General features: G+C 39.5%; 20 protein-coding genes and 1 pseudogene. 5 read left to right on the forward strand and 16 right to left on the reverse strand.

From position 1 onward, the window contains the following. Window positions 1–199 precede the first annotated feature (199 nt). The 4 genes from MICAI_RS09320 to MICAI_RS09330 all read right to left on the reverse strand — a co-directional run bounded on the left by MICAI_RS09320 (window position 200) and on the right by MICAI_RS09330 (window position 2,066). Window positions 200–433 (reverse strand): photosystem I reaction center subunit IV, encoded by a 234-nt coding sequence (locus MICAI_RS09320; protein ID WP_002800416.1) that lies wholly within the window; start codon window positions 431–433, stop codon window positions 200–202. Window positions 434–512: 79 nt separating this feature from the next. Next, window positions 513–1,142, reverse strand: a complete 630-nt coding sequence (locus MICAI_RS09325; protein ID WP_008200845.1) for a DUF6391 domain-containing protein — start codon at window positions 1,140–1,142, stop codon at window positions 513–515. Between the two features lie 78 nt (window positions 1,143–1,220). After that, window positions 1,221–1,349, reverse strand: coding sequence for a hypothetical protein (locus tag MICAI_RS27565; protein WP_255348753.1), 129 nt, complete (start codon window positions 1,347–1,349; stop codon window positions 1,221–1,223). A 15-nt stretch (window positions 1,350–1,364) separates the two neighbouring features. After that, window positions 1,365–2,066 (reverse strand): 16S rRNA (uracil(1498)-N(3))-methyltransferase, encoded by a 702-nt coding sequence (locus tag MICAI_RS09330; RefSeq protein ID WP_008200848.1) that lies wholly within the window; start codon window positions 2,064–2,066, stop codon window positions 1,365–1,367. A 322-nt stretch (window positions 2,067–2,388) separates the two neighbouring features. Here MICAI_RS09330 and MICAI_RS26370 point away from each other — a divergent pair, with 322 nt between their 5' ends. The 3 genes from MICAI_RS26370 (at window position 2,389) to MICAI_RS09345 (ending at window position 5,222) form a co-directional block, all read left to right on the forward strand. After that, window positions 2,389–2,559 (forward strand): hypothetical protein, encoded by a 171-nt coding sequence (locus tag MICAI_RS26370; RefSeq protein WP_008200850.1) that lies wholly within the window; start codon window positions 2,389–2,391, stop codon window positions 2,557–2,559. A 309-nt stretch (window positions 2,560–2,868) separates the two neighbouring features. Next, on the forward strand, window positions 2,869–4,815 hold the full coding sequence (locus MICAI_RS09340; protein ID WP_008200852.1) for an AAA family ATPase: 1,947 nt from the start codon (window positions 2,869–2,871) through the stop codon (window positions 4,813–4,815). After that, window positions 4,815–5,222 carry a hypothetical protein gene (locus MICAI_RS09345; protein WP_008200854.1) on the forward strand — a complete coding sequence of 136 codons (408 nt, stop codon included), beginning with the start codon at window positions 4,815–4,817 and terminating at the stop codon, window positions 5,220–5,222. The genes MICAI_RS09340 and MICAI_RS09345 overlap by 1 nt, the downstream gene beginning before the upstream one ends. 42 nt (window positions 5,223–5,264) lie before the next feature. Here the strand turns inward: MICAI_RS09345 and MICAI_RS09350 are convergent, their stop codons facing one another. From MICAI_RS09350 to secA, 10 genes are all read right to left on the reverse strand, one after another. Continuing rightward, a complete protein-coding gene (locus MICAI_RS09350; RefSeq protein ID WP_008200855.1) occupies window positions 5,265–5,516 on the reverse strand; it encodes a hypothetical protein in 252 nt (83 codons plus the stop codon). 4 nt (window positions 5,517–5,520) lie between these two features. Next, a complete protein-coding gene (locus MICAI_RS09355; protein WP_008200857.1) occupies window positions 5,521–6,279 on the reverse strand; it encodes a hypothetical protein in 759 nt (252 codons plus the stop codon). Between the two features lie 30 nt (window positions 6,280–6,309). Then, entirely contained in the window at window positions 6,310–6,702 is a 393-nt protein-coding gene (locus MICAI_RS09360; protein ID WP_008200859.1) for a Mo-dependent nitrogenase C-terminal domain-containing protein, read from the reverse strand. Window positions 6,703–7,386: 684 nt separating this feature from the next. After that, complete coding sequence (gene argS, locus MICAI_RS09365) at window positions 7,387–9,144, reverse strand: arginine--tRNA ligase (RefSeq protein ID WP_008200861.1); 1,758 nt, start codon at window positions 9,142–9,144, stop codon at window positions 7,387–7,389. 92 nt (window positions 9,145–9,236) lie between these two features. After that, the gene (locus tag MICAI_RS09370; RefSeq protein WP_039899913.1) at window positions 9,237–9,623 is read right to left on the reverse strand and encodes a type II toxin-antitoxin system VapC family toxin; all 387 of its coding nucleotides are present in this window, start codon (window positions 9,621–9,623) and stop codon (window positions 9,237–9,239) included. Next, window positions 9,623–9,850, reverse strand: coding sequence for a type II toxin-antitoxin system VapB family antitoxin (locus MICAI_RS09375; RefSeq protein ID WP_008200865.1), 228 nt, complete (start codon window positions 9,848–9,850; stop codon window positions 9,623–9,625). Before MICAI_RS09375 ends, MICAI_RS09370 begins: the two co-directional genes overlap by 1 nt. Before the next feature lie 41 nt (window positions 9,851–9,891). Then, window positions 9,892–10,371 carry a 2-C-methyl-D-erythritol 2,4-cyclodiphosphate synthase gene (ispF, locus tag MICAI_RS09380; protein ID WP_008200866.1) on the reverse strand — a complete coding sequence of 160 codons (480 nt, stop codon included), beginning with the start codon at window positions 10,369–10,371 and terminating at the stop codon, window positions 9,892–9,894. Window positions 10,372–10,925: 554 nt separating this feature from the next. Then, window positions 10,926–11,546, reverse strand: coding sequence for a DUF4276 family protein (locus tag MICAI_RS09385; RefSeq protein WP_008200868.1), 621 nt, complete (start codon window positions 11,544–11,546; stop codon window positions 10,926–10,928). Between the two features lie 15 nt (window positions 11,547–11,561). Beyond that, window positions 11,562–12,749, reverse strand: coding sequence for an AAA family ATPase (locus MICAI_RS09390; RefSeq protein ID WP_008200870.1), 1,188 nt, complete (start codon window positions 12,747–12,749; stop codon window positions 11,562–11,564). A 603-nt stretch (window positions 12,750–13,352) separates the two neighbouring features. After that, window positions 13,353–16,169: a preprotein translocase subunit SecA gene (gene secA, locus MICAI_RS09395; protein ID WP_008200871.1), complete on the reverse strand. Its 2,817-nt coding sequence runs from the start codon at window positions 16,167–16,169 to the stop codon at window positions 13,353–13,355. A 222-nt stretch (window positions 16,170–16,391) separates the two neighbouring features. On the opposite strand from secA, the gene MICAI_RS09400 reads away from it, so the two are divergent. Together MICAI_RS09400 and MICAI_RS09405 are read left to right on the forward strand one after the other, a co-directional pair. Continuing rightward, complete coding sequence (locus MICAI_RS09400) at window positions 16,392–17,384, forward strand: ImmA/IrrE family metallo-endopeptidase (protein ID WP_008200874.1); 993 nt, start codon at window positions 16,392–16,394, stop codon at window positions 17,382–17,384. Between the two features lie 2 nt (window positions 17,385–17,386). Next, on the forward strand, window positions 17,387–18,043 hold the full coding sequence (locus MICAI_RS09405; RefSeq protein ID WP_008200876.1) for a hypothetical protein: 657 nt from the start codon (window positions 17,387–17,389) through the stop codon (window positions 18,041–18,043). Between the two features lie 300 nt (window positions 18,044–18,343). Here MICAI_RS09405 and MICAI_RS09410 read toward each other — a convergent pair whose 3' ends face one another. Then, window positions 18,344–21,532, reverse strand: a complete 3,189-nt coding sequence (locus MICAI_RS09410; protein ID WP_008200879.1) for a type ISP restriction/modification enzyme — start codon at window positions 21,530–21,532, stop codon at window positions 18,344–18,346. A 425-nt stretch (window positions 21,533–21,957) separates the two neighbouring features. Continuing rightward, window positions 21,958–22,050, reverse strand: a pseudogene (locus tag MICAI_RS27020) (transposase); the annotation flags it as partial. Window positions 22,051–22,131 lie beyond the last annotated feature (81 nt).

Genomic DNA, 22,131 nt, shown 5'->3' on the forward strand with positions numbered 1-22,131 from the left:
GGGTTTCATTACTTATAACCCCCTCCATTGCATAGGACAAACCGAAGAACCATAACTGATAACTGATAACTGATTACTGATTACTGATAACTGATAACTGATAACTGATAACTGATAACTGACAGCTATAAAAAAACCGACCAACAAGAGAGAATTCCTGTCAGTCAGTCGGTGATGATAGGCTGAATTTTAGTCAGCTTTATTTCTTAGCGGGGGCAGCCTTAACGAGTTCCAATTCACTTTCAGCGAAGTTATTGGTATTCAGTCCACCGGCGCTACCACTAAAACCGTGGTAGTTAACAGTGTTAAAACGGACGATAACGGGATAGAGGATACCACTTTTATCAACACTGGCTACGGTTCCTACATCGTTGTACCAGTAAGACTCTTTCCGTTTGACTCTAACTTCGGCTCCGCGTTCGATTCCAGGCATAGCTGTTGTTTTTTTTTAAGGGTTTAGTTAACAGGTTACAATCAGAGCGAATTTGCCGAAAGGGTTTTTACTTTAAGTTTTATTGCAAATCTTGCCACTCTGTTTGGACGAAATGCCCCGAACGTCCCCATAGGTCTGCCTTTGGGGCAATATTAACGATTGTTAAGTTAAAGGGAATGGCCGTAGTCAGGTATTTTTGGGCCGACATTCCCACATCTGGCCCGATTTGAAAAGCGGCTGCAGTGGCTAAACCTAAGCCTAATAACTGAGAAATCGGACCTCTGGGGAAGATAAGATGAGTTCCTAAGACTAAGCCGGCGGTTAAGGCTAAAGTTACCGATAAATTGGTGCCACAACGCGGATGTAGTGCCAATTGCCCCTCGCCATTTTTGAGACGATGAAGAGCCTGTTTGGCCGCCATTTGCAGTTCATTTGTATTAACCTGTCCGTAGAGATAAAAACCCCTATCGGTGGACAGTCCCCCCAGGGCCTCGTTATCCGCAGGGGAATGGTCAAAGGGTGATTGACGACGGGCAGCCATTTCGCTTAATACCCAGACGGTGGCGTGTTCCAAGGCGTGAACCTGTCGCAGGGTGAGAAATTCTTTCAAACCGGGGATAAAGCCGATTTGTGCCAGTAAATCGCTGTCTTGCCGGGGGGAGGGGTTTAACCAGTCAAAAGAGAGGTTAGAAGGGCTACTAGGGGTCATAAAGTTGTGGTAGGGGGCGTTTTTTCGAGGAGGACGAGGGTGCTATAGGGTTGCAAGGCGGTGTCCCAGTAGGTGTCTTTAATGGGGATTGACCAGGGTGGTTTCGGCAAAAGGTGGAAAATCTGGCCACAGGGAAACCGCTGCTAGTTCTTGCTTTAGGTAAGAAGCGAAATGATTCCAGTTATCTGGATTGCTGGTCTTGGTCATAGAAACTCTAGTCAATTAGCTGTCTAAATAGGCGTTAATGATAGCAAGAGCCACTAAGGGAGCGGTAATTGTTCTCAAAATGCGTTTTCCCAATGATACAGGTAGAAAATCAGCGGCGAGCGCTTGTTCTATTTCTGCCTCCGTCCATCCCCCTTCCGGTCCGATGGCCATGGTTATCTCGGTTGATGTTTGCAATTGAGAAAGTAGCGGGGCCACTGTTCTACGGGTAACACCAATATAACAAGTTGTCTGTGGGTTAGCTCCCCGCTTAAGGATGGCTAAAAATGATTGTGGTTCTTCGATAATGGGAATAATCTGTCTTTCTGATTGTTCTACAGCTTCCCGGGCAATTTTTCGCCAACGGTCGATTTTTTGAGGACTAGGATTGACTAAACCCCGTTCTGTCAGCAGCGGGATAATCCGATAAACTCCTAATTCGGTGGCAGCGCGGACGATATCATCAAAGCCATTTTTGGGAATTGCTACCATTAAATTCACTTGTACTGGTAGTTCGCTAGTTTCGTTTATCGCTTCTAAAAGATGGGCCGAATTATCAATTATTTCTGCTAACCACGCTTGTCCTTGTCCATTGAGGGCAATAAAACGTTCATGGGATTTTAAACGAACAACTTTTTTAAGATAATGACTTTGTTCGGGTGTTAAGGTAATTAACCCGTTTTCTAGGTTGTTAAAATCAAGAAGAAGACGGTAATACAAGGCGGTTTAGTCTATATTGATATTGTGATTAGGATCACTGTCAGCTATCTATTTTAGCTTTTATGGTGTTTTTGTATAGGGTTGAGAGTAGATTAGCTTATAGCAGTTATCTTAATGATGAAGTACGTAGTTTTCCTTTTGGGTAGTCAGTCGTCAATACCAAATTAGGTTATACTTCCTGTTGATGACAAAGGCTATAACTTACTATGGCCTCACCTACTCATATCTGTTATAAAATTTATCCTCATCAAGGTATCTCTTGGCAAATAAGAATTAAGACTTGACAGTCTCCACTCCCCAACCCCTAACCCCCAGAAAATCCATGGACATCACTGCTAAAATTAAAGATCTGGCACAAAAATATGATATACCTCCTCAACTGCTCAAAGAAGCCATGGCTTTAGAAGTGGAAAAATTTGCTCTAAAAAATCGGCGGCTATCACCTAAAATTATCGAACTTATCGAAAAATATACCGACTCCCCACAATCATAAATTTTATAGCTCTCTTGCATAATTTATTTTTGGTAAGTAGGGAGGCACAATTATTTGTAGGATGGGTTAGCGGTAGCGTAAGATGATCAGGCGTTGGTTTTCATGCTTCAAACCAACCTACGTTCATCTTATATTTAATGCCACCCACCCACTTAGTTTAAAAACGACAAAAATAAATATCAAGTTGCATAAAATCTCTAAATAAACCATTTAATTGGATTATTATTCATTCTTAATTCTCCTGATTACTGACTACTGGTTACTGAATCCTACCCAACCACAAAATTTTTGATTTTTACAAGAGTTATTATGACTTTGAGACTGAAACAAATTCGCTTAACTAATTGGAAATGTTATCCTAGTCAAAATATTACTTTTAACCTGCATCCCGACAGAAAAATTCAGATTATCTTCGGTAATAATGGCCACGGTAAAACTTCTCTGATGACAGGGATTTTATGGTGTCTCTATGGGGTAGATATTGTATCTAAAGAGACTCTGAAAACCTATTTTTATCGAGGTAAGGATGATTCTTCATCAGCAGAAGAAAAAGAAATGCGGGTAGAATTAAATTTTACTAAAAACGAGAAAAATTACTTTATCAGTCGCACAGCGAAACTAAAATTTAATGGTAGCAGTTCCTATCCTAGCGTAGAGGAAGCATTATTTTATGAAGATGGAACCATGAGAAGTAACTCTAGGGAATATATCGAAGCATTGCTTCCTAAATCTATTCGAGATTTTTTCTGTTTTGATGGCTCAAAAATCGAACAATATACCCAGATAACTCAAACTAAAGAAGCAAAAGAAGCAATTGAAAAAGTTTTGGGTATCCCTGAATTAAGAAACCTGCGCGATGATACAGAAAAAGCCTTACAAGAATTAGAAAAACGTTTAAATAAAGCAGAGGGAACCAGTCATGATTTTAGAGATAAGCTGCAACAATTGGGAGAATTAGAAGAAGATATTGACCTTAAAAAAGGTCAGCTTAAAAATGCCAAAGATAACGAAAAAAATGCTGTAGTTATTCATCAGGATGCTCAAGAAAAAGCTGCTCAGATTGAAAGTTTACAAGAAAAATTGGAGGAAATTCATGATTTAGAGAACAAGCGTATTGATTGGCAATCTCAGTTAAATAACCTACAAAAGTCTATCGATTCTTGGTTAAAAAAAGCTGCGATACCTTTGCTGATTAACTTTGTGCAGGAAATGGCTGACGATTTACAAGTTACTAGCTTAAAAAGCACTTCTAAAACTAATTCTACAGCAGTTTTAAAAGCAATACTTGAGGATAAAAGCTGTCTATGTGGTCGTTGTTTAGATAAAAATTCTCGTGATTTTATCCTTGAAAAAATTGCCGAACTAGAGTCCTTAGAAGTGGACAACGTCACCAGAATAGAAAAAGAGCAAATTAGAATTGATTTACAGGGAATTATCCGAGATAATGCCAAATTTAGTAATTATAGTCAATGGTTTTTACAAAGAGATCGTTTAGAAGAAGAAATTGAAGAAATTAATCAACATATTAGACAGCTAAAACGGGAAAGCACAGGAATAAATCAAGACTCGGTGAGGGAGATTTGGCGAAAAGTTATCGAATCGGAAGGAAAAGTTAAGGAGATTGAAGAAAAGATCGAACGCTTGCAAAAGGAAATCGAAATCAAAGAAAAGCAATTAGAAAATTTACGCAAAGAAGTGGAAATTTTAGCTAGTGAAAATCAAACCACCTCGATGTTATCTAATCAGGTTAAAATGGCCAGAGGTTTAAAAAATGCCACTAACGAATTAATCGAATGGCATATCGATAATTCCCAAAAAATGATTAATCAAGTAACCAGCGATCGCTATTTACAAGTAACCAATAAACCAGAGGAATATAGAGGAGTAGAAATCACTCCCGAATACACTTTAGGAATCCGTACCATCACGGGAAAATTATTAAATCCCGATGTCTTAAGTGCCGGAGAAAAGGAAGCTTTAGCCTTTGCTTTTATCACTGGTTTAAATCAAATAACCGATACTTGTGTACCCCTAATTATGGATACACCTTTCGGCCATTTAGACAAAGAACATCAAAAAAATATTATTAATTCCCTCCCTAATTTAAACTCCCAAGTAATTATTTTAGCCACCGATCGCGATCTTCCCGATCGACTTTTAAATCTGCTGCTCCCCTATACTACTGATATGTTCAAAATACACCGTTTGGCTGCCGATGAAGATGCTTCCGTGATTGAAGTGATGGAGAGTTACTAATGCAGAGAATCGATCCCAGTTTGAAGATTTATGCCTCAGAAACTTCCAGAAATTATCTACAGGTACTAAAAGATAATAAAACCTTTGAGCGCATGGTAGATGCTTATTTATTCGCCGCTGCTTTTGCCATTAAACAAGACTTCAGTATCTACGGAACCACTTTGAGCAATCGACAGGATTTAATTACTATTAGCCAAATCGAGCCAGAAGTTATTTTAGCTTTAACCGCGGGAATTTATATTATCTGTAAAAAGAATTCCTATCCTCAACCCAGCGACGGTAAAGAAGTTTTAGATAAGATCTGTCAATACGCAGAAGTGGGATTAAGGGAATTAAAAGAACGCTGGCAAGGCAAAGTCAGCAATCAAATCCAAGCTGACATTGAGAGAATTATCAATAATCTCTAAAATTCTCCCTATCTAACTATCTTTTTTAGCGATAACGACAAATTAGATTCTTTCCACACTGCCAAAAAAGACGGGTTCCACACGAATAGCAACGATACTAGCCGGACGTAAAACCATATATTCCCCTTGGATATTTCTGATCGGAACATTGATAAAATCGAGGGAATCGGCTTTCGGAATTAATTCGTTACTGTACCACTTTTGAAATTCTTGGATAGTCAAAAAACGGACTTCCTCGCGATGTCCGCTGCTTAAGAACAAATGTACGGCGTATTCGTCAGCCTTTCTACTCATTTTTTTAACTAATCAGATGGAATTTTTGTAATAAAGTTGCCATTAAAGGCGGAAAAGTGAGACGCAATTCGCTCAGATCCGAGAAAATTAATTTTTGGTAGCTTGGCAGGTCAAAAGCTAGTTTACCCTTTAATTCCGCCCGATTTTGATAGGTTAGCAGAATTTGTCCGCCCTGTTTACAAGCGATCGCATAACCTAATTCTACACCCACTAGGGGACTAGGCAGTAATTCCGTTTCCTTTTGGCTAATCGCCGTAGCATCGGCAATAAATAATAAACTTTTGCGAATTTGGCGTAATTGACTATCACTCAATCTGGTGACATTGCCCTCAGTTCGGGGCGTTTCTTCGATTTTTAAGGGCAAACGGGAGCGTTTATTGAGATTTTCGACGGTTTCGGTCAAAACTGTTTTTAAAGCGGTGCTAGAGTCCTTAAATTGGCTTTGGGAGCTAAAATAAATGACGGGATCCAACCAAGCGCTGAGGTCCTGTTTAGTAAAATAAATTTCTTGGGAAATCAGGTCAATATTCGAGATGACGTAACCGCCACTACCTTCGAGGTAAAATTCCACCCTTTCCCCTTCTAGATAGCGTTGGAACCAGACAGAACCCTGTATTGTCAGACTATCATCGAGAAAATCGGCTCTTAAACCCGATTTTAAGAGACTATTGCGACTTAAGCGCAAGTCGTGGGGACGTTTGACAACCTCGCGGATAGGTTCGTATTGGTCCAGATACCAAGCTTTCAGGGCAATGATGGCCATAGGTGTGGCGATTAAAGACACTCACCCATTTTAGCAGTAAGCACCGATATCCTCTCCACATTCATCGGCAAGGTAAGAAAGAGCGCGAAATCTTAACATCATCAGGTTTTCGTAGAGGGGATTTAGCTTGCAAAGGGGCGGAATCTCTAGAATTTTCCAGCTAAATAGGGTAATTTTCCGCGCAAAGGGACATTGAGCCGGAATTAGACGACAAATTCGATGAGCTAGTGCGGGTGTATTAATCTCTAGGCGATCGATTCGTTGCCGCAGGGGTTGCCATAAATCCCATTTTGGTTGCGGTGACGGATTTTTCCGATTGCCTTTCGACCAAGGGGCGATCCAATTAGACACAATTATTTTATTTGTGGTATAATCTGATACATCAGCATCGGCCATAGCTTTATCTTCAATTGATTGACTCATAAGGTTCTATCTGAGACTACGGGAGGGCAAATGCTCTTTGCCTAAAATCCTCTAGGACTTTCGGACATTTGACCGCTTTAACGATAACATCTCTGGGATAAAATTACCCGTTAAGACTGCACGGGAACGCTGGGGCTGCGGCGAGGAAACTTGAACATTTGTACTAACTTTCCATCTCCGAGTTATCACCTGAAAGCTAATAGGCAACAGACGACAATAAGATAACGTCACCAGTGAGTTTAACTAGATTAATCTCTAAGCTTCCCCCAAAGATATTGGCTCTGATTAGAGCTATTTCTAGGTTAGCAAAAAGTCAGGTTTTTTCACGTCAGCATAGTACACTTTTTCTGGGTATAAAATGGCACCCAGTTTTGTCAAAGATACGCAATGCAAGGGGTGGGGTGTGGGAATTATCAATTATGAATTATCAATTATGAATTGGGTAGTTGGCTCTCTTAGGTTTGGTGGGCAAAATGTATTCTAAGATACAGTCCTGCTGGCGGTCGCAACGCGCTCGCTACGCGAGACCGAGTGGAAGGAACCACAAAGACACAAAGGACACAAAGATTGATCGATCATAGTGTAAGTTAAACTTATCACACAGAACCTAGAAGAGCCAGGAGTTTTTTGCTGTGAACTGATAACTGATAACTGATAACTGATAACTGATAACTGATAACTGATTTACATTCTTTCCAAAACGGGAATTCCCAGGAGATATAAGCCTAATTTTAGGGTTCTTGCCGTTAAATCACACAAAAGTAAACGAGAGGTTTTAATCGGTTCTGCTGCTTTCAGAACGGGACAATTCTCATAAAAACGATTATACTTTTTACTGAGTTCATAAAGATAATCACATAAACGATTGGGTAATAAATCTTCTTCCACGGCACTAATTACTTCCGGCAGTTGCAGTAATTGTTTAGCCAGAATTAATTCGCTTTCATCCTTGAGAATTAGCGGTGAATTGGCACTTAAATCCTGAAAATTAATACCACCTTCGCGACTGATACTCTGAACCCTAGCGTAAGCGTACAGCATATAGGGGGCGGTGTTGCCTTGCAGATTGAGCATTTTGTCGTAACTGAAAACGTAGTTACTATTGCGATTTTGGCTGAGATCGGCGTATTTAACGGCACTTAATCCGACAGTTTCGGCAGTCTTAGCCATAAAATCGCTGGTTTCTTCTCTTTCCTCGCTTGTCAGTCTTTTTTCTAAGTCAGCTAGGGAACAGGCGATCGCTTGATCGAGTAATTCTTGTAATTTTACTGTCTCCCCGGAACGAGTTTTTAATTTTTTACCATCTTCCCCTAAAACTAATCCAAAAGCGACGTGAACCACTGCCACATTATCGGGTAAAAATCCCGCTTTTTTAGCCACCTGAAATACTTGGGCAAAATGGTTAGCTTGTCCAGCATCGGTGACATAAATTATTCTTTCGGCTTTATCTTGACGCACTCGATAACAAATTGCCGCTAAATCGGTAGTAGCGTAATTATAACCGCCGTCGGATTTCTTGACAATTAGGGGCAGAGGATACCCCTCTTTGTTGGTAAAACCATCGAGAAAGACGCATAAAGCGCCGTTGTCTTCTGTTAGCAATCCCTGTTGCTCTAATTCTCTGATTACTGTCTCAAGGTAGGGATTATAAAAAGATTCACCCCTTTCAGTTAGTTTTATATCGAGAATATCATAGATTTTCTGAAATTCCCGTCGTGATTGTTGACAAAGTAACTGCCATGCTTGACGACTTTGAGGATCACCCGACTGTAATTTTACTACGGCTTGGCGGGCAGTTTCTTTAAAGTTTTCGTCTTCATCAAAACGAATTTTGGCCTTTTTATAAAAGCTAACTAAATCCCCTAAATCCAGAGCATCTGCTTGGGTTAAAGCACTAGGATAAGCTTCTTGTAGATAGGTGATTAACATCCCGAATTGAGTCCCCCAATCCCCGACGTGATTAAGACGAATTACTTGATGATGACGAAATTCCAAAATCCGAGCAATACAATCACCGATTATAGTCGATCGCAAGTGGCCAACGTGCATTTCTTTGGCAATATTGGGACTGGAAAAATCGACAATAATTTTTTGACTGGGGTTAGCAGCGGCAACTCCTAAACGGTTGTCAGTAATTAGGTCTTTTAATTGGGTTTCTAGATAACTGGGTTTAAGGGTAAGATTGATAAAACCGGGTCCGGCAATTTCGGGGGGTTGACAGAGATCATCTATCTCTAGATTTTTTAGTAAAGTTGTCGCCACTTCCCGGGGTTTTTGTTTTAATTCTTTGGCTAAAGAGAGGGAAATATTACATTGATAATCGCCAAAACGGGGGTTACTAGCGGCCACAATTAGGGGATCGGTAGCGGCGAAGTTTTCCCCAAAGGATTTAACTAGGGATTGGGAAAAACGTTCTTTTATTTGTTGGATAATGGCAGTCATAGAGAGAATTTAGGAATGAATGTTAGAAATCTATGGGTAATGAGGAAATTTATCTTGCTCTCATCTTGAATAGAATTGAGCCGGACGGGGTATTATGTCCATTTTCTTGGTACATTATAAGCATCAAATTTAGTATCTTTACTAATTAGAATTAGTGATCTGTTTAGAGACTGAGCAATTAGCATTCTATCAAATGGATCACGGTGATGCAAGGGTAAAGTACAAATTTTTAGAGTATCAGAAAATGATATAGACAGTAAGGTTATATCTGATGCTTCTAGTTTAGTTTCAATGGTTTCATAACTTTTTTGTAGGTCTAACTTACCTAAATTTAACTTAATCGCAATTTCCCAGAGACTAACAATACTGACATAAACTTCAGGAGCAAAATCTATTTCCTCCCGAAGATTATTAGGCAAGTTAGAATCGTTTTCAGTTAACCAGATGAAAGTATGAGTATCCAGAAGAAAAGATGTCATCACATATATTCCTGAAAATCTTCCAAAGACTCATCAAAATCATCGGACAAAGGTAAGGTAAATGTACCTTGTAAAATTCCTGAACGACGTTTTCTAGGAGAAGGTTTCTCTATAATAACATCTGATTGATAATTGGCCATCAAATATTCAGCATAGTGAAGCAGTTCTATTTTTAATAACTCTGGCATTGCTTCGACAGTTTCTAAGATTTTTGTGTCTATATTCATAGGTTTGGGATACTTAATCTCAGCAAATTTTTACTAATTACTTATTCCTTAACCAATAAAACCACGGCATAAACTGCGATACCTTCTTCTCGTCCCACCGGTCCCAATTGTTCGTTAGTAGTGGCTTTAATTCCCACCTGGTCAGGATTAATCTTGAGAGTTTCTGCTAATTTGGCTCGCATCGCACTGAGGTGGGGTTTCATTTTCGGTTTTTCGGCAACAATTACCGAATCAATATTATTAATCTGCCAACCTTTATCGATAATTAACTGATTAACTTGCTCTAATAATTTTAAACTATTCGCCCCTTGCCATTGTGGGTCTGTGGGGGGAAAATAATGACCGATATCGCCTAAACTAAGCGCACCCAGCATGGCATCCATAATAGCGTGGGTTAAGACATCGGCATCACTGTGACCCAATAAACCCACAGTATGGGCAATCTCTAATCCTCCTAAAATTAAAGGTCTTCCTGTTACCAATCGGTGGATATCGTAGCCGTTACCAATACGAATATTCATAGAGCAGTCTCCTTGAAGTTATATTAATTATCTTATCGCAAAAGGGAACAAGTTAGGGAAATCTTTTCCCTAACTTGTCCTTATTAGTTAATTAGCTAGGAAGGATGAACTATTCTGCTGAAGTTTTTCCCAATACAATGAAAGCTTATACTAAATTGATTTTTGATAGTATCATTAACTGCCAATCCAACTTTAAAAACCCACTTGCCACTTGCCACTTCCCACTCTATACTTGTTAAATAAGATTTAGTATAACTCGATCGCTGTTAAAATTGCGGTAGAATCAGGAGAGCGTTGGGTTTCATGCTTCAAACCAACCTACGTTCTTGTTAAATAAGATTTATAGCGTTTTTCAGTCTGCTGAGGTACAAAAGTTATGGGTTTTAGGCACTCATGCAAAAGGGAAGAAAAATAGGTGTACCTTACTAGCTTAGGAAACGCTATAGTTAAACACCGAATTTTGAACAATTATGCAACAATTTATTCAACAGTTAAAAATCGATTTATCCTTGACAGTAATCTAGCAGTTTCATCATTTACTTTCCTAAATATCCTTAGCTAATCATCGCCAATAAACCTTGATAAAAAATCTGAAAACTAGGAGAACAATTATGAGCAGGAGTCATAAATTGAGAAATTTCTCGGGCTGCTTTCACTTTTTCTAAACCTCCTCGATGATACCCAGCTTTTTGAAGTATCTTTTCTAAGTTTTCCCAAGTTCCGCCCGTAATTTCATCGGGTTTTCTGTATTTTGCTTGCTGTCCCACATTAGTAGAAACTTTGGGATAGGCTGAGACTATAGCCTGAATATCACCAAAAAACCAAGCTTCTAGTTCTTCTATAGCAATTCTATTTAACACCTGAAATGTTTTTTTATCTTCACTAATCGTTTTGGTGATCAGTCCTGTTTGTTGGGCAATATTTTCTAACTTTTCTTTGAGCATTTGACAATCTTCATTATCTCTATCTACAAGAATAATGATTCGATAATCATCGGGTATCCAGCATTGATAGCCTTTTAATCGCTCCGGTAGTTTTTTGATTAAATCGGATTTACCTCGAAAGGCATGAATTTTATAGGTGACATTCTCAAATAATATTTTAGGTAAAATTTGATTTAAACATTCTTGGGTAGAAAATTCTTCAACTAAAAATTCAATATGCACTTTTTCCATCCTTTGCTATTAAATTTAAATGCTAGGATTACCCACATCAAAATAGTCCTCCATCCATAATTGACCCAACAAAGCACCATTTTGAATAAATTCCTTAACTCCTTGCATTGCTGAAGTACGTTTAGCTTGAGTAAAACCATTTTCATCTCGATAAAGTACCCAAACCTCCTCTGGTTTCAAACCATCTACAAAAAAGGGAGAATGAGTTGTTACCATTAATTGTGTACTTGCGGTCGCTGCCCGACATTCTTCTGCTAATTCAGGTAATAAACGGGGATGAAGATGATTTTCTGGTTCTTCTATTCCCAGTACTTGCGGAGGGCTTGGATCATATAATATAGTTAAATAAGCCAACATTTTTAAAGTGCCATCGGAGGCAAATTTGGAAAGAATTGGCTCTTGAAAAGGTGCGTCTTTAATTTGAAGTAAAAGCTGTCCATTCGGCATAATAGATGCTTCGACTTTTTCTAATCTAGGAATTCGACGAGAAAGGGTTTGTAAAATAGATTCTAATCGTTGAGGATGATCTTCTTTTAAATATTGAATAACATTAGGTAAATTGTCACCAGTTGGCGATAATCTTTCTTGCGCTCCTGCTTCTGGTTGAGTGCGAGTATTATCTGCGGTTAAGTAGGAAAGATACCAACTTGTGATAAAACGACGCAAAGCACTAACCCGGGGATGTTTGGCCAATTGTCCGAGGGTACTAACAGCTAAAAATTCTGGGGAGTCTAATCGTTCATAAATTCGTTCATCTTCTTCTTGGGGATTTTCTCCACTAATCACTATTCCTTCCCCTTCTTTAAAGTTTAAAAAGCGATAAGGTTTGCCCCTCGCTCCTTGTCTCCACTGTAACCATTCTTCGGCAACATAAGGGCGATTGTTAGCTTCATTAATAGCCAAATGATAGGTAATTAAAGGTGATGCAAATTTTTCTCGATATTTTAATTCGATAATGATGTAACCTTCTTGTCCTCTGGTTCTTAATTCTTTAAATCTTCCCCGTTTGTCCCAAGCTTTTTTTAAACCAACAGTAAAACATTCAGAGAGGAAAGCAAAGACATCAAATATGGTAGATTTTCCGCTCCCATTAGGACCGAGAAAAACGGTTAAAGGAGCAATGCTTTTTAATTCTAAGTCCTGTAAAGCTCGGTAATTTTGCACGCGCAGATTTTCGATTCGAGGTATAGAGTTTTTAGACATTGATTGTTGCTCTCTGCTGCTTTTAGCTCGTCTTGTCCCAGATTAGCTGTTAATTTTCCCAGTTCCCGCAAAAAACTGGTCAATTTTTAGTAATCTCGCTCTTCTGGACTGGTTATAGCAAATTAGCTCTCCTGATTCTACCGCAATTTTAACAGCGATCGAGTTATACTAAATCTTATTTAACAAGAACGTAGGTTGGGCTTCGGCCGTGAGCTTTTGCCGAACGGTTGAAGCATGAAACCCAACGCTCTCCCGATTCTACCGCACTCCGAGTTTTTTCTTGGGGATAATCTGCTAACTTCTGACTATCCACTGCCGATTACTGCAAAGGATAGCCATTTATTCTATCAAATTGATTAAGTATGATAACACTTGTGACTATATTTTTCACTGCCTTGCTGGCAGTTACGGATTTTACTTACCAAGTTTTGATTCATTTTCCCATACAAATCATCAATTTTTTGGGGTCGTTGTTGTCCTATGGAGTAATCGGACTGATAATTTTTGTCCTAGTCTGGATTGTGGGTGACTGATTTCTCGGTAGAAAAAAATGAGAGAATCAGCCTTAGCCAATTCTCCCCAATTTAAGCCAACTTTTAATTTTTACTGTTCACTAGCCACTGCTTGGGGTTGTCCTTGCGGTTGGAATTGGAACAGGGAATAAACCACATTGCGACGGATATCAATCATCATTTCTAAAAACATCTCGTAGCCTTCCTGTTTATACTCAATTAGGGGGTCTTTTTGACCGTAACCGCGTAAACCAATCGACTCCCGTAAAGCTTCCATAGCTTGCAGGTGTTCGCGCCATAACATATCGATTTGTTGCAGGATAAAATAACGTTCGGCATCGCGCATTAAACCGGCGCGAATATTATCCACTTGACGTTCCTTAATTTCGTAGGCTTTGCGAACTTCTTCGTGTAGGAACATCTTGATATCATTGACACTCATCTCCTCGACATCTTTAGCGGTAATATCTGCCAATAGATAGACGAATTCCTGAGATTTACTAATCAGTTTTTCCAAATCCCATTCTTCCGCCGGCAGTTCGGGATTAACATAAGCCATGACGATTTCATCCATGGTTTTTTCGGCGTATTGCAGCACCTGTTCTTTTAGGTCCATCCCCTCCAAAACCCGACGACGTTCGGCATAAATAGCGCGCCGTTGATTATTCATCACCTCGTCGTATTCAAACACCTGTTTCCGGGCATCATAATAGAAGGTTTCCACTTTTCTTTGCGCGCCTTCCAGGGAACGAGTTAACATTCCCGACTCAATAGGCATATCTTCTTCCACCCGGAAGGCATCCATTAAACCGGCCACGCGGTCGCCCCCAAAAATCCGCAATAAATTGTCTTCTAGGCTTAAAAAGAAGCGTGTGGAACCGGGGTCGCCCTGTCTGCCCGCCCGGCCTCGCAATTGGTTGTCAATGCGGCGGGATTCGTGGCGTTCCGTCCCGATAACGTGCAGTCCGCCTCTTTCTACTACCTCATCGTGTTCTTTACCCGTGTAATCTTCATAACTTTTGCGAATTAATTTATAGACTTCGCGTAACTTTTGAATAACTGGGTCATCCGTGGGGGCTTTTTCGGCTGCGATAGCGATTTTTTCTTCTACTTCTAATTCCGGTAAACTTTGAGTTCCGTGGGTATCAACGGCAAATTTAACCGCTTCTTTCAGGGCATTTTCTACCTCTTTCGGTAACTCGGTGGGAAAAATTTCCGCCGAGGCGCGCCAGTTTTTCTTCTTCTTACCCGGGGCGAATCCCTGCGGGCGATTGCGTTCTCCTAAACTGGGTAAACTAAAGGCCAGATTGTCATCCTCGGGCATAACTAATTTGGGCATTAAATACTCGCGAATTTTCAATCGGGCCATATAGTCGGAGTTACCACCGAGGATGATATCGGTTCCCCGTCCCGCCATATTCGTAGCAATAGTTACGGCCCCGGCCCGGCCTGCTTGGGCGACGATTTCCGATTCCCTTTCCACGTTTTCTGGACGGGCATTAAGTAAGTTATGGGGAATCTTTCTTTCCTGTAATAACAGCGAAAGCACTTCCGATTTTTCCACACTGGTGGTACCGACTAAAACCGGGCGACCCTGTTCGTGCATTTGTTGACATTCTTCGGCGACGGCGTTCCATTTTGCCTGTTCATTTTTATAGACCACATCGGCTAAATCTTGCCGGCGAGAAACGCGGTTAGTGGGAATAATTGTTACTTGCAGGTTATAGACTTTTTCTAGTTCCGTTTCTTCGGTTTTAGCCGTCCCGGTCATGCCAGATAATTTCGGATAGAGTAGGAAAAAGTTTTGATAGGTAATCGTGGCTAAGGTTTGGGTTTCCTGTTGAATTTCTACCCCTTCCTTAGCCTCCACTGCCTGATGTAAACCATCGCCCCAACGTCGCCCCGGTAATACCCGTCCCGTGAACTCATCAACAATAACAATTTCACCACTGCGGACGATATAGTTAACGTCTTTTTTCTGGAGTTCTTTGGCACGAATAGCGTTAGAAATATAGTGCGCCCAGGGATTTTCTTGGTCGTATAAATCGGTAACTCCTAATAGTTCTTCCGCTCTTTTAAAGCCTTCATCGGTCATTAAAACGTTACGGTCTTTTTCGTTAACTTCGTAGTCTCCCGGTCCGTCTTCTACTTTTTGGCGCACTAATTGCTTGGCGATTTCGGCGGCGAGAATATATTTTTCTGTGGGTCGATCGATCTGTCCTGATATAATTAATGGAGTTCTGGCCTCATCAATAAGAATTGAGTCCACCTCGTCGATAACGCAGTAGTTAAAGGGTCTTTGGACAACTTCCCCCATCACTGTAGCCATGTTATCGCGCAGATAATCAAAGCCGAGTTCGCTGTTAGTGGTGTAGGTGATGTCACAGGCATAATTTTTCTTTCTTTCTTCCGGACTCATGCCGGCTTGAATTAGTCCCACACTTAACCCTAAAAAGCGGTGTACCTGCCCCATCCACTCCGCGTCACGACGGGCGAGATAATCGTTGACGGTGACGACGTGAACCCCTTTTCCGGTCAATCCATTCAAATAAGCGGGGAGTGTGGCAACTAGGGTTTTTCCTTCCCCGGTTTTCATCTCGGCGATTTGTCCTTTGTGCAGTACCATTCCCCCCAATAACTGCACGTCAAAGTGACGCATCCCTAAGACTCGGATTCCCGCTTCCCGGACAATGGCGAAAGCTTCGGGGAGGATTTCCTCGAGAATATCCTCTCTTTGCTCATAATTTCTCGCTTTGTCCAATCTTTCCTTAAATTCGCTGGTTTTGCTCCTTAATTCCTCATCGGACAGGTTTTTAATGTCTTCTTCCAGCAGGTTGATTTCGGTGACGAGGGGCTGAAATTTTTTAATTTTGCGGGCGTTGGGATCTCCGAGTAGGGCTTTTAACATAGCAGTTTTTATTCTCTCGCTTCGATTGGCTCTTGATCTGTGGTGTTAACAATTGTATCACTCTCGTTGGGAGTAGAGAGTCATTTATCGCTGAAAAGGGACTCTTGCCAGTGGGCAAAAATTAAGTTAGAGATGGTATCTTAGAGATAAGAATATACTGATCTACTTTGATTCCCTAAAACCTTAAAAAACTTAGTATTGCCGACAAAGGAGGGTGAAACCATGACAGAAAGCCTTACCATGGCAGCCCTCTACGGGAAACTCTCAAAAATCGGACTAAAAAAAGATTATGTCCGAGAAAATGGCTTGCCCAGTTGGTGGGATGATGAACTCAATGATAAACCCGTTGCAGTCCTAGAAGGGGCAGGTTATATCGCCAAAAAGCTCAATCTTGACCTCTCATCCTTATTAACCCCTCAAGAAAAGGTCAAATTTAATCGACCTCCTCATACTAAATTTAAACAGCACAATAGCCAAAATAACCAACATCCCCATCTAGCACAAGCTTTAGCGAGTCGTTTTGCTGAGTTAATTTCCTTGGGGGTTGAAGTTAATTATACCCCTTTACCTAAGGATGCTAAAACCATCAGAGAAGACATCTTAAGTCAACAGCCAAAGGTTGACTTGACCTCTCTTTTAGATTATTGTTGGTCTCGGGGAATAGCGGTGGGATACTTTGATCATTTTCCTGACAAAACTAAGAAATTTGCTGGATTAATTCAATGGTATTCCACTTGTCCTGTAATTATTCTTAGTTCAAAATATCAACAGTCGGCAAGACTCGCTTTTGACTTAGCGCACGAATTAGGACATTTAGCATTAGCACATCTAAAAGATGGGGTATTAGTTGATGAAGAGATTACATTTGATAATGATAGAGAAGAAAAAGAAGCTAATCAATTTGCCACTGAATTACTCTTAGGTGATTGTGATAACTGCCTTGGGGATAGGAAATTCCAAAATGTTGAAAGATTCAGTAAATATGTTCAAGAGCATTTTATCTCTCATCATCCGGATATTGATATAGGTGCAATTATTCTGAACTATGGATGGCATAACAGGCGCTACTTTGCTTTAGCCATGGCTACTTTAAAATTATTAGAACCCAACCCAAATGGCAATAAGATTATTAATGAATATTTGGCTAATAAGTTAGACTGGGATAAATTTGATGACGAAACCTACGAATATCTAGAAAAGGTGTTAGGAGTTTAACCTTGACTGATTCTCTTTATTGTTTGGATAATGACATTATCCTAAAATTGTCCACCTATGGCTTATTTGAGAAAACCCTCAATACCTTTGGAGTTGAGATTAATCAAGTTAAAATTCTTCAGACATTTCAATATAAATTTAAAAGGCAAGCGCAACAAAAAAGGAAGAAAAACCCTGTTAAATATAACCTAGAATACGCTTTATCTGTGGTTGAAACCTGCGATAAAATATCAATCAATAATATCAATCAAGAGGATTTTATTCAATTACAGAAAATCGAAGGAATAGATATAGGTGAGGCTATTCTCATCAGTTATGTTAGCTACTTGAATAAACAAAATAATTTAAGCTATTTACTCACGGGAGATAAACGCTGCTTGAAAAATTTAAATGTTCCTGAAACTAATCAGATTACTGACTACCTTCAAGGTAAAATATGGTGTTTAGAACAATTAATTTTAAAAGATATTGAAATTTATGGATTTAAGTGTATTCAAGAGAAAATTTATCCCGTTCGAGATTGTGACACTAATCTTAAATTTATATTCGGTTATAGCAGAGAATCAGCAGAGCAGGAAGTCAGAGAATTGTTAAAAACTGAAATTAGGGAATTAAGAAAAGAAACGGGAAACTTACTTTATCCCTACCCTCCAGGATAGCAAAATTTGTTGTTTATTTTCGTTGATACAGTCCTGTCAGCAAGCGAGTGGAAGGAACCACTCCAGACACAGAGGACACGAAGAATAAGAGAGCATCCTTGGGAGTGGAGAATCATTTAAGTAGGGAGGCACAATTATTTGTAGGATGGGTTAGCGGTAGCGTAACCCATGCAGGCGTTGGGTTTCATGCTTCAACCCAACCTACGTTCATCTTATATTTAATTCCACCCACCCACTTATCGGTGAAAAGGGACTCTTGCCAGTGGGCAAAAATTAAGTTAATCTTCTCTCACCGGTGGCTTAACTAAAGGGGAAACCACCATATTTATTGATAATTATATCTATAGTTTCCATAATTGCGATCAATTCGCCCAAAATGGAGATAATTTGTTGATAATGTTCTAGGTCATCGTAGCTAAGGTGGCGACCTTTGCGGTCTTTTAGCCACTTCTGACACACTTGATAACCGCCGATATAAAAGTTCCAAATTTGGGGCGGAATCCCCGCAAAATACTGGTCAGAATTAATCGAAATTTGTTGTTTATTTTCGTCATATTTCACCTGTTCGACTATATTGGAACCTGCCACGGGATAGCTACTAATTTCTTTTCCCGTTGCTTTCATCAGGTGTAACTGCACTAATCTGTCACCTTTTTTGACTAATTCCCAGAATAATTCTTGATTACTGGTGAGAGGAACACGAGGAAAGTCTATTTTTAAAAATTCGGCGTAACGTTGGCGATATTGGGGAGAGTGAAAGACAGCATAGATATAGTTAAAAATGTCTTCTGGTCCAAAGGTTTTCTTTTTGTCTCCTTTGCCATCACTGATAAATTCTAATTCAAGTTTTGCCGAAAGTTCCTTAATAAATTCAGGCGCTAGATTGGGACGGCGACCATTTGGCGAGTTGGTTGGTTCTGTTTCAAATAGGGTTGGGGTATTGGTTGGATAAAGATAAAGGGGGAAGTTATGGTTAGATTCTTTCGTGATATTTGAAATCAAACAATCATTAGGAACTAAGTCAGTTATCCAAAAATGTCTATATTCATTATTTGCTATTTGACGAGAACAAACTAAACACAAATTTTCTTTGTTAAATATATGGTTTCTTAAATCAGGTCTTGTTCTATCCATAACATAATCAGAATAAAACATAAACCTATTGTCGAAGGGTCTATAAGCGCATAAGTCAAGGAATCTCCACAAGTCTATCTCTTGTTTCAAAGCTGTAGATGCTTTCTTCCAATTCCACTTTCCTAAATCATATTTATCAGAAAAAGAATTGTCTAATTTATCTTGATTAACTAATTCAGTAATTCGTTTAACTATCTGCTCTTTATCGAAATCTATAGCAAAGTGATCACGATGACTCTTGAAACCATAGATATGAGTAATATATATTTCATCAATTCTATGATATTTATTATATTCACCCAACAATTCTTCTGATTGACTTCTTAACAAATAAAATGGCTTTTTAGGCTCTATATCTAACCATTCAGTTGAACTAATATCATTTTCATCTAACCAATGATACTTACCACCAACTAACTCCTTATTCTCTTTAACCTCTCTAACACCCCACAAATCAGCATGATAAACCTTGGCTAAATCTTGCTGACTATCTTGATACTTAATAAAAAATGCAATCGCTACACCTTGCTGAATATCAAACACATTTTGATCGGTTGAACCATCGGGACAAACTTCTTTTTTCTTACTATTCCCATGCAAATCTAAAACATAAATCTCATCAAAAGTCTGCATCAAATTTTGACGCATTCCCCGAAAAGTGGGATTATCCAAATAACCATGATTTGTAATTAACGCCACAACTCCATAACCAGTTTCCGCTACCCGATACTGAGCAAAGCGAATAAACTTCACATAATCATCTAATAAACCTTTAGGGTTTCTCTCTCCCAATGGTTTTCCATCTAATTGATAATAATCCTTAACCAAATTCACAATCCAAGGGTCAGTATTCATCGACTGATAGGAATAGGGTGGATTGCCTAAAATCACCATAACTGGCATTTCTTGCTTAACATCTTTTGCCGCAGCTGCTTCATCGCGAATGCGATTTAAAAACCCATCAGCAGGGGGAATTTGAAAAGCTTCCTGTAGGGTGTTAGTGAGATAGATTCCCAAGCGTTCATCGGCACTAAAATCATAGCCTAATTCCTGAAGTTGTAAACCTAATTTCATGTGTGCTACGGTGTAGGGAGCCATCAGTAACTCAAACCCAAAGAGACGGGGTAATAAATGTTTACTAACATAACTAGACCACATCCCTTTCTGTTGACGAAAACTGTCATAGATATGGTCGATAACCGAGTGTAAAAAAGTGCCAGTTCCCACAGCAGGATCGAGGATTAAAACTTGGTGAACTTCCTGATTTTCTTGGCTATTATTAGGATTTTTAATCGTAATTTTTTTAGCATCGGCCAAACCTTTAGGAATCTGAAACTTATTTTTTAGAATATAGTCCACACTGCGAACCATGTAAGAAACCACGGGTTCAGGGGTATAATAAACCCCCCTAGACTCACGCATTTTACTATCGTATTCTGCTAAAAAAGTCTCATAAAAGTGAACCACAGGATCCTGCTTGCGCGTGCGTTTTCCAAAGCTGCTAAGAATACCATCCATGTCCGTTTGTTGTAAAATAGTCGCTAGAGTATCTACGGCCCAAGTAATCCGCTCATCTAATTCTGTACCAGCAATTTGATGAAAAATTCCCCGCAAAAAAGGGTTAGTTTTCGGTAGTCGAAATCCCGCCGTTTCCCTGGAAAAAGAACTTATTTGATCCGTATTACAGCGTGCTGCGAATAAACCATAACAGATTGTTTGTGCATACATATCCGCAAACTGCGCTTCATTGAGATCACTAATTAAAACTCGTTGAAAAGATTGCAATTGTTGCCGCAACATTCCCCCGCAATCTTGATCTTTTAAAGCTTGGCCGATTGCATCTCGAATTAACTGCGCTAAAGCGGCCATTTTTTTGGCTAATTCTCGCGGTGTTGTTATCTGAATAACTTTTGAGAGGAAAAATTGACAGAACAATTGTTCTACTTGTAAAATACCCTGGGAATCAGGTTTAATTTGCTTTTTTTGATTAAGACTTGCCACGGCAGCTGATAGACGCAATTCTCCCGATACATACCAACGAAATTCTAAATGATCGGTGATAATTAAATTACCTAAAGCCTGTAAATAACGTTTTATTTGGGGAGTATTTTCAACCTTTTTGAGAGAAGTTCCGATATCTTTTGCTTCCAGATGGCCAATTTCTACTATACCCTGATTAATCACAAAATCCGGAGCGCCACAAGCAATCCTTTTGGGTTCATTGAGAGCTTGTAGGTTATTATTTAGGGATTCAATTAATTTTTTTAAAGCAGGACGATAACTGTGTTCTGTGGCGTTACCCTGTTGATAAATGCCTGTGATTTCCTCTAGATATTTTGGCAGTGAATTACTCATTATCGTTGCGACATACAAACGTTCTTCTCTAGATAAAATATAACCTCATTTAGCCCCAATGTCCACTGAGATGCCCTCATCCTACTTTATGGCTGCATCTGACATTTGCAGAAATACCGACAATCAGCAATTATCAGTGATTCTTGAATTATCACAGATATATCAGCAGCTGCCTGTAAGCATCCCACCGAAAAGCTAATGCGCTGCCGGGTTTGGGGGGTTCTACCCCCCAAAAGCTGGGATTGAGTAATAAAATCGGAAGTAATGCCCAATTTTATCAGAGAGTTTTTGCGTAAAAATCCCAACTTGCTAGATTTACAAAAATAAGATGTACCCTGCTTTATCCCTCTCCTCAAGGATACCAAAGTTAGCTAAAATGAAATAATAGGCGATAATCTCATCTCAACAACTTCACCAAAATATTAACGATGGTCGATGAATTGTACTGTACGAATAGCTTCATCTATGGCAGAAAACTGACTTGGTTTGATCACTGCTTTCATTTCTAAGATCATCATTGTTGATTCACCTCAAACAATTTATTTTGTGCTAACTTTACAGTACAGATTGTCAAGATTTTAGTGGACACTGAGCTTGTC

It is taken from the genome of Microcystis sp. T1-4 (assembly GCF_000297435.1).
In the GTDB taxonomy this organism is placed as follows: Bacteria; Cyanobacteriota; Cyanobacteriia; order Cyanobacteriales; family Microcystaceae; genus Microcystis.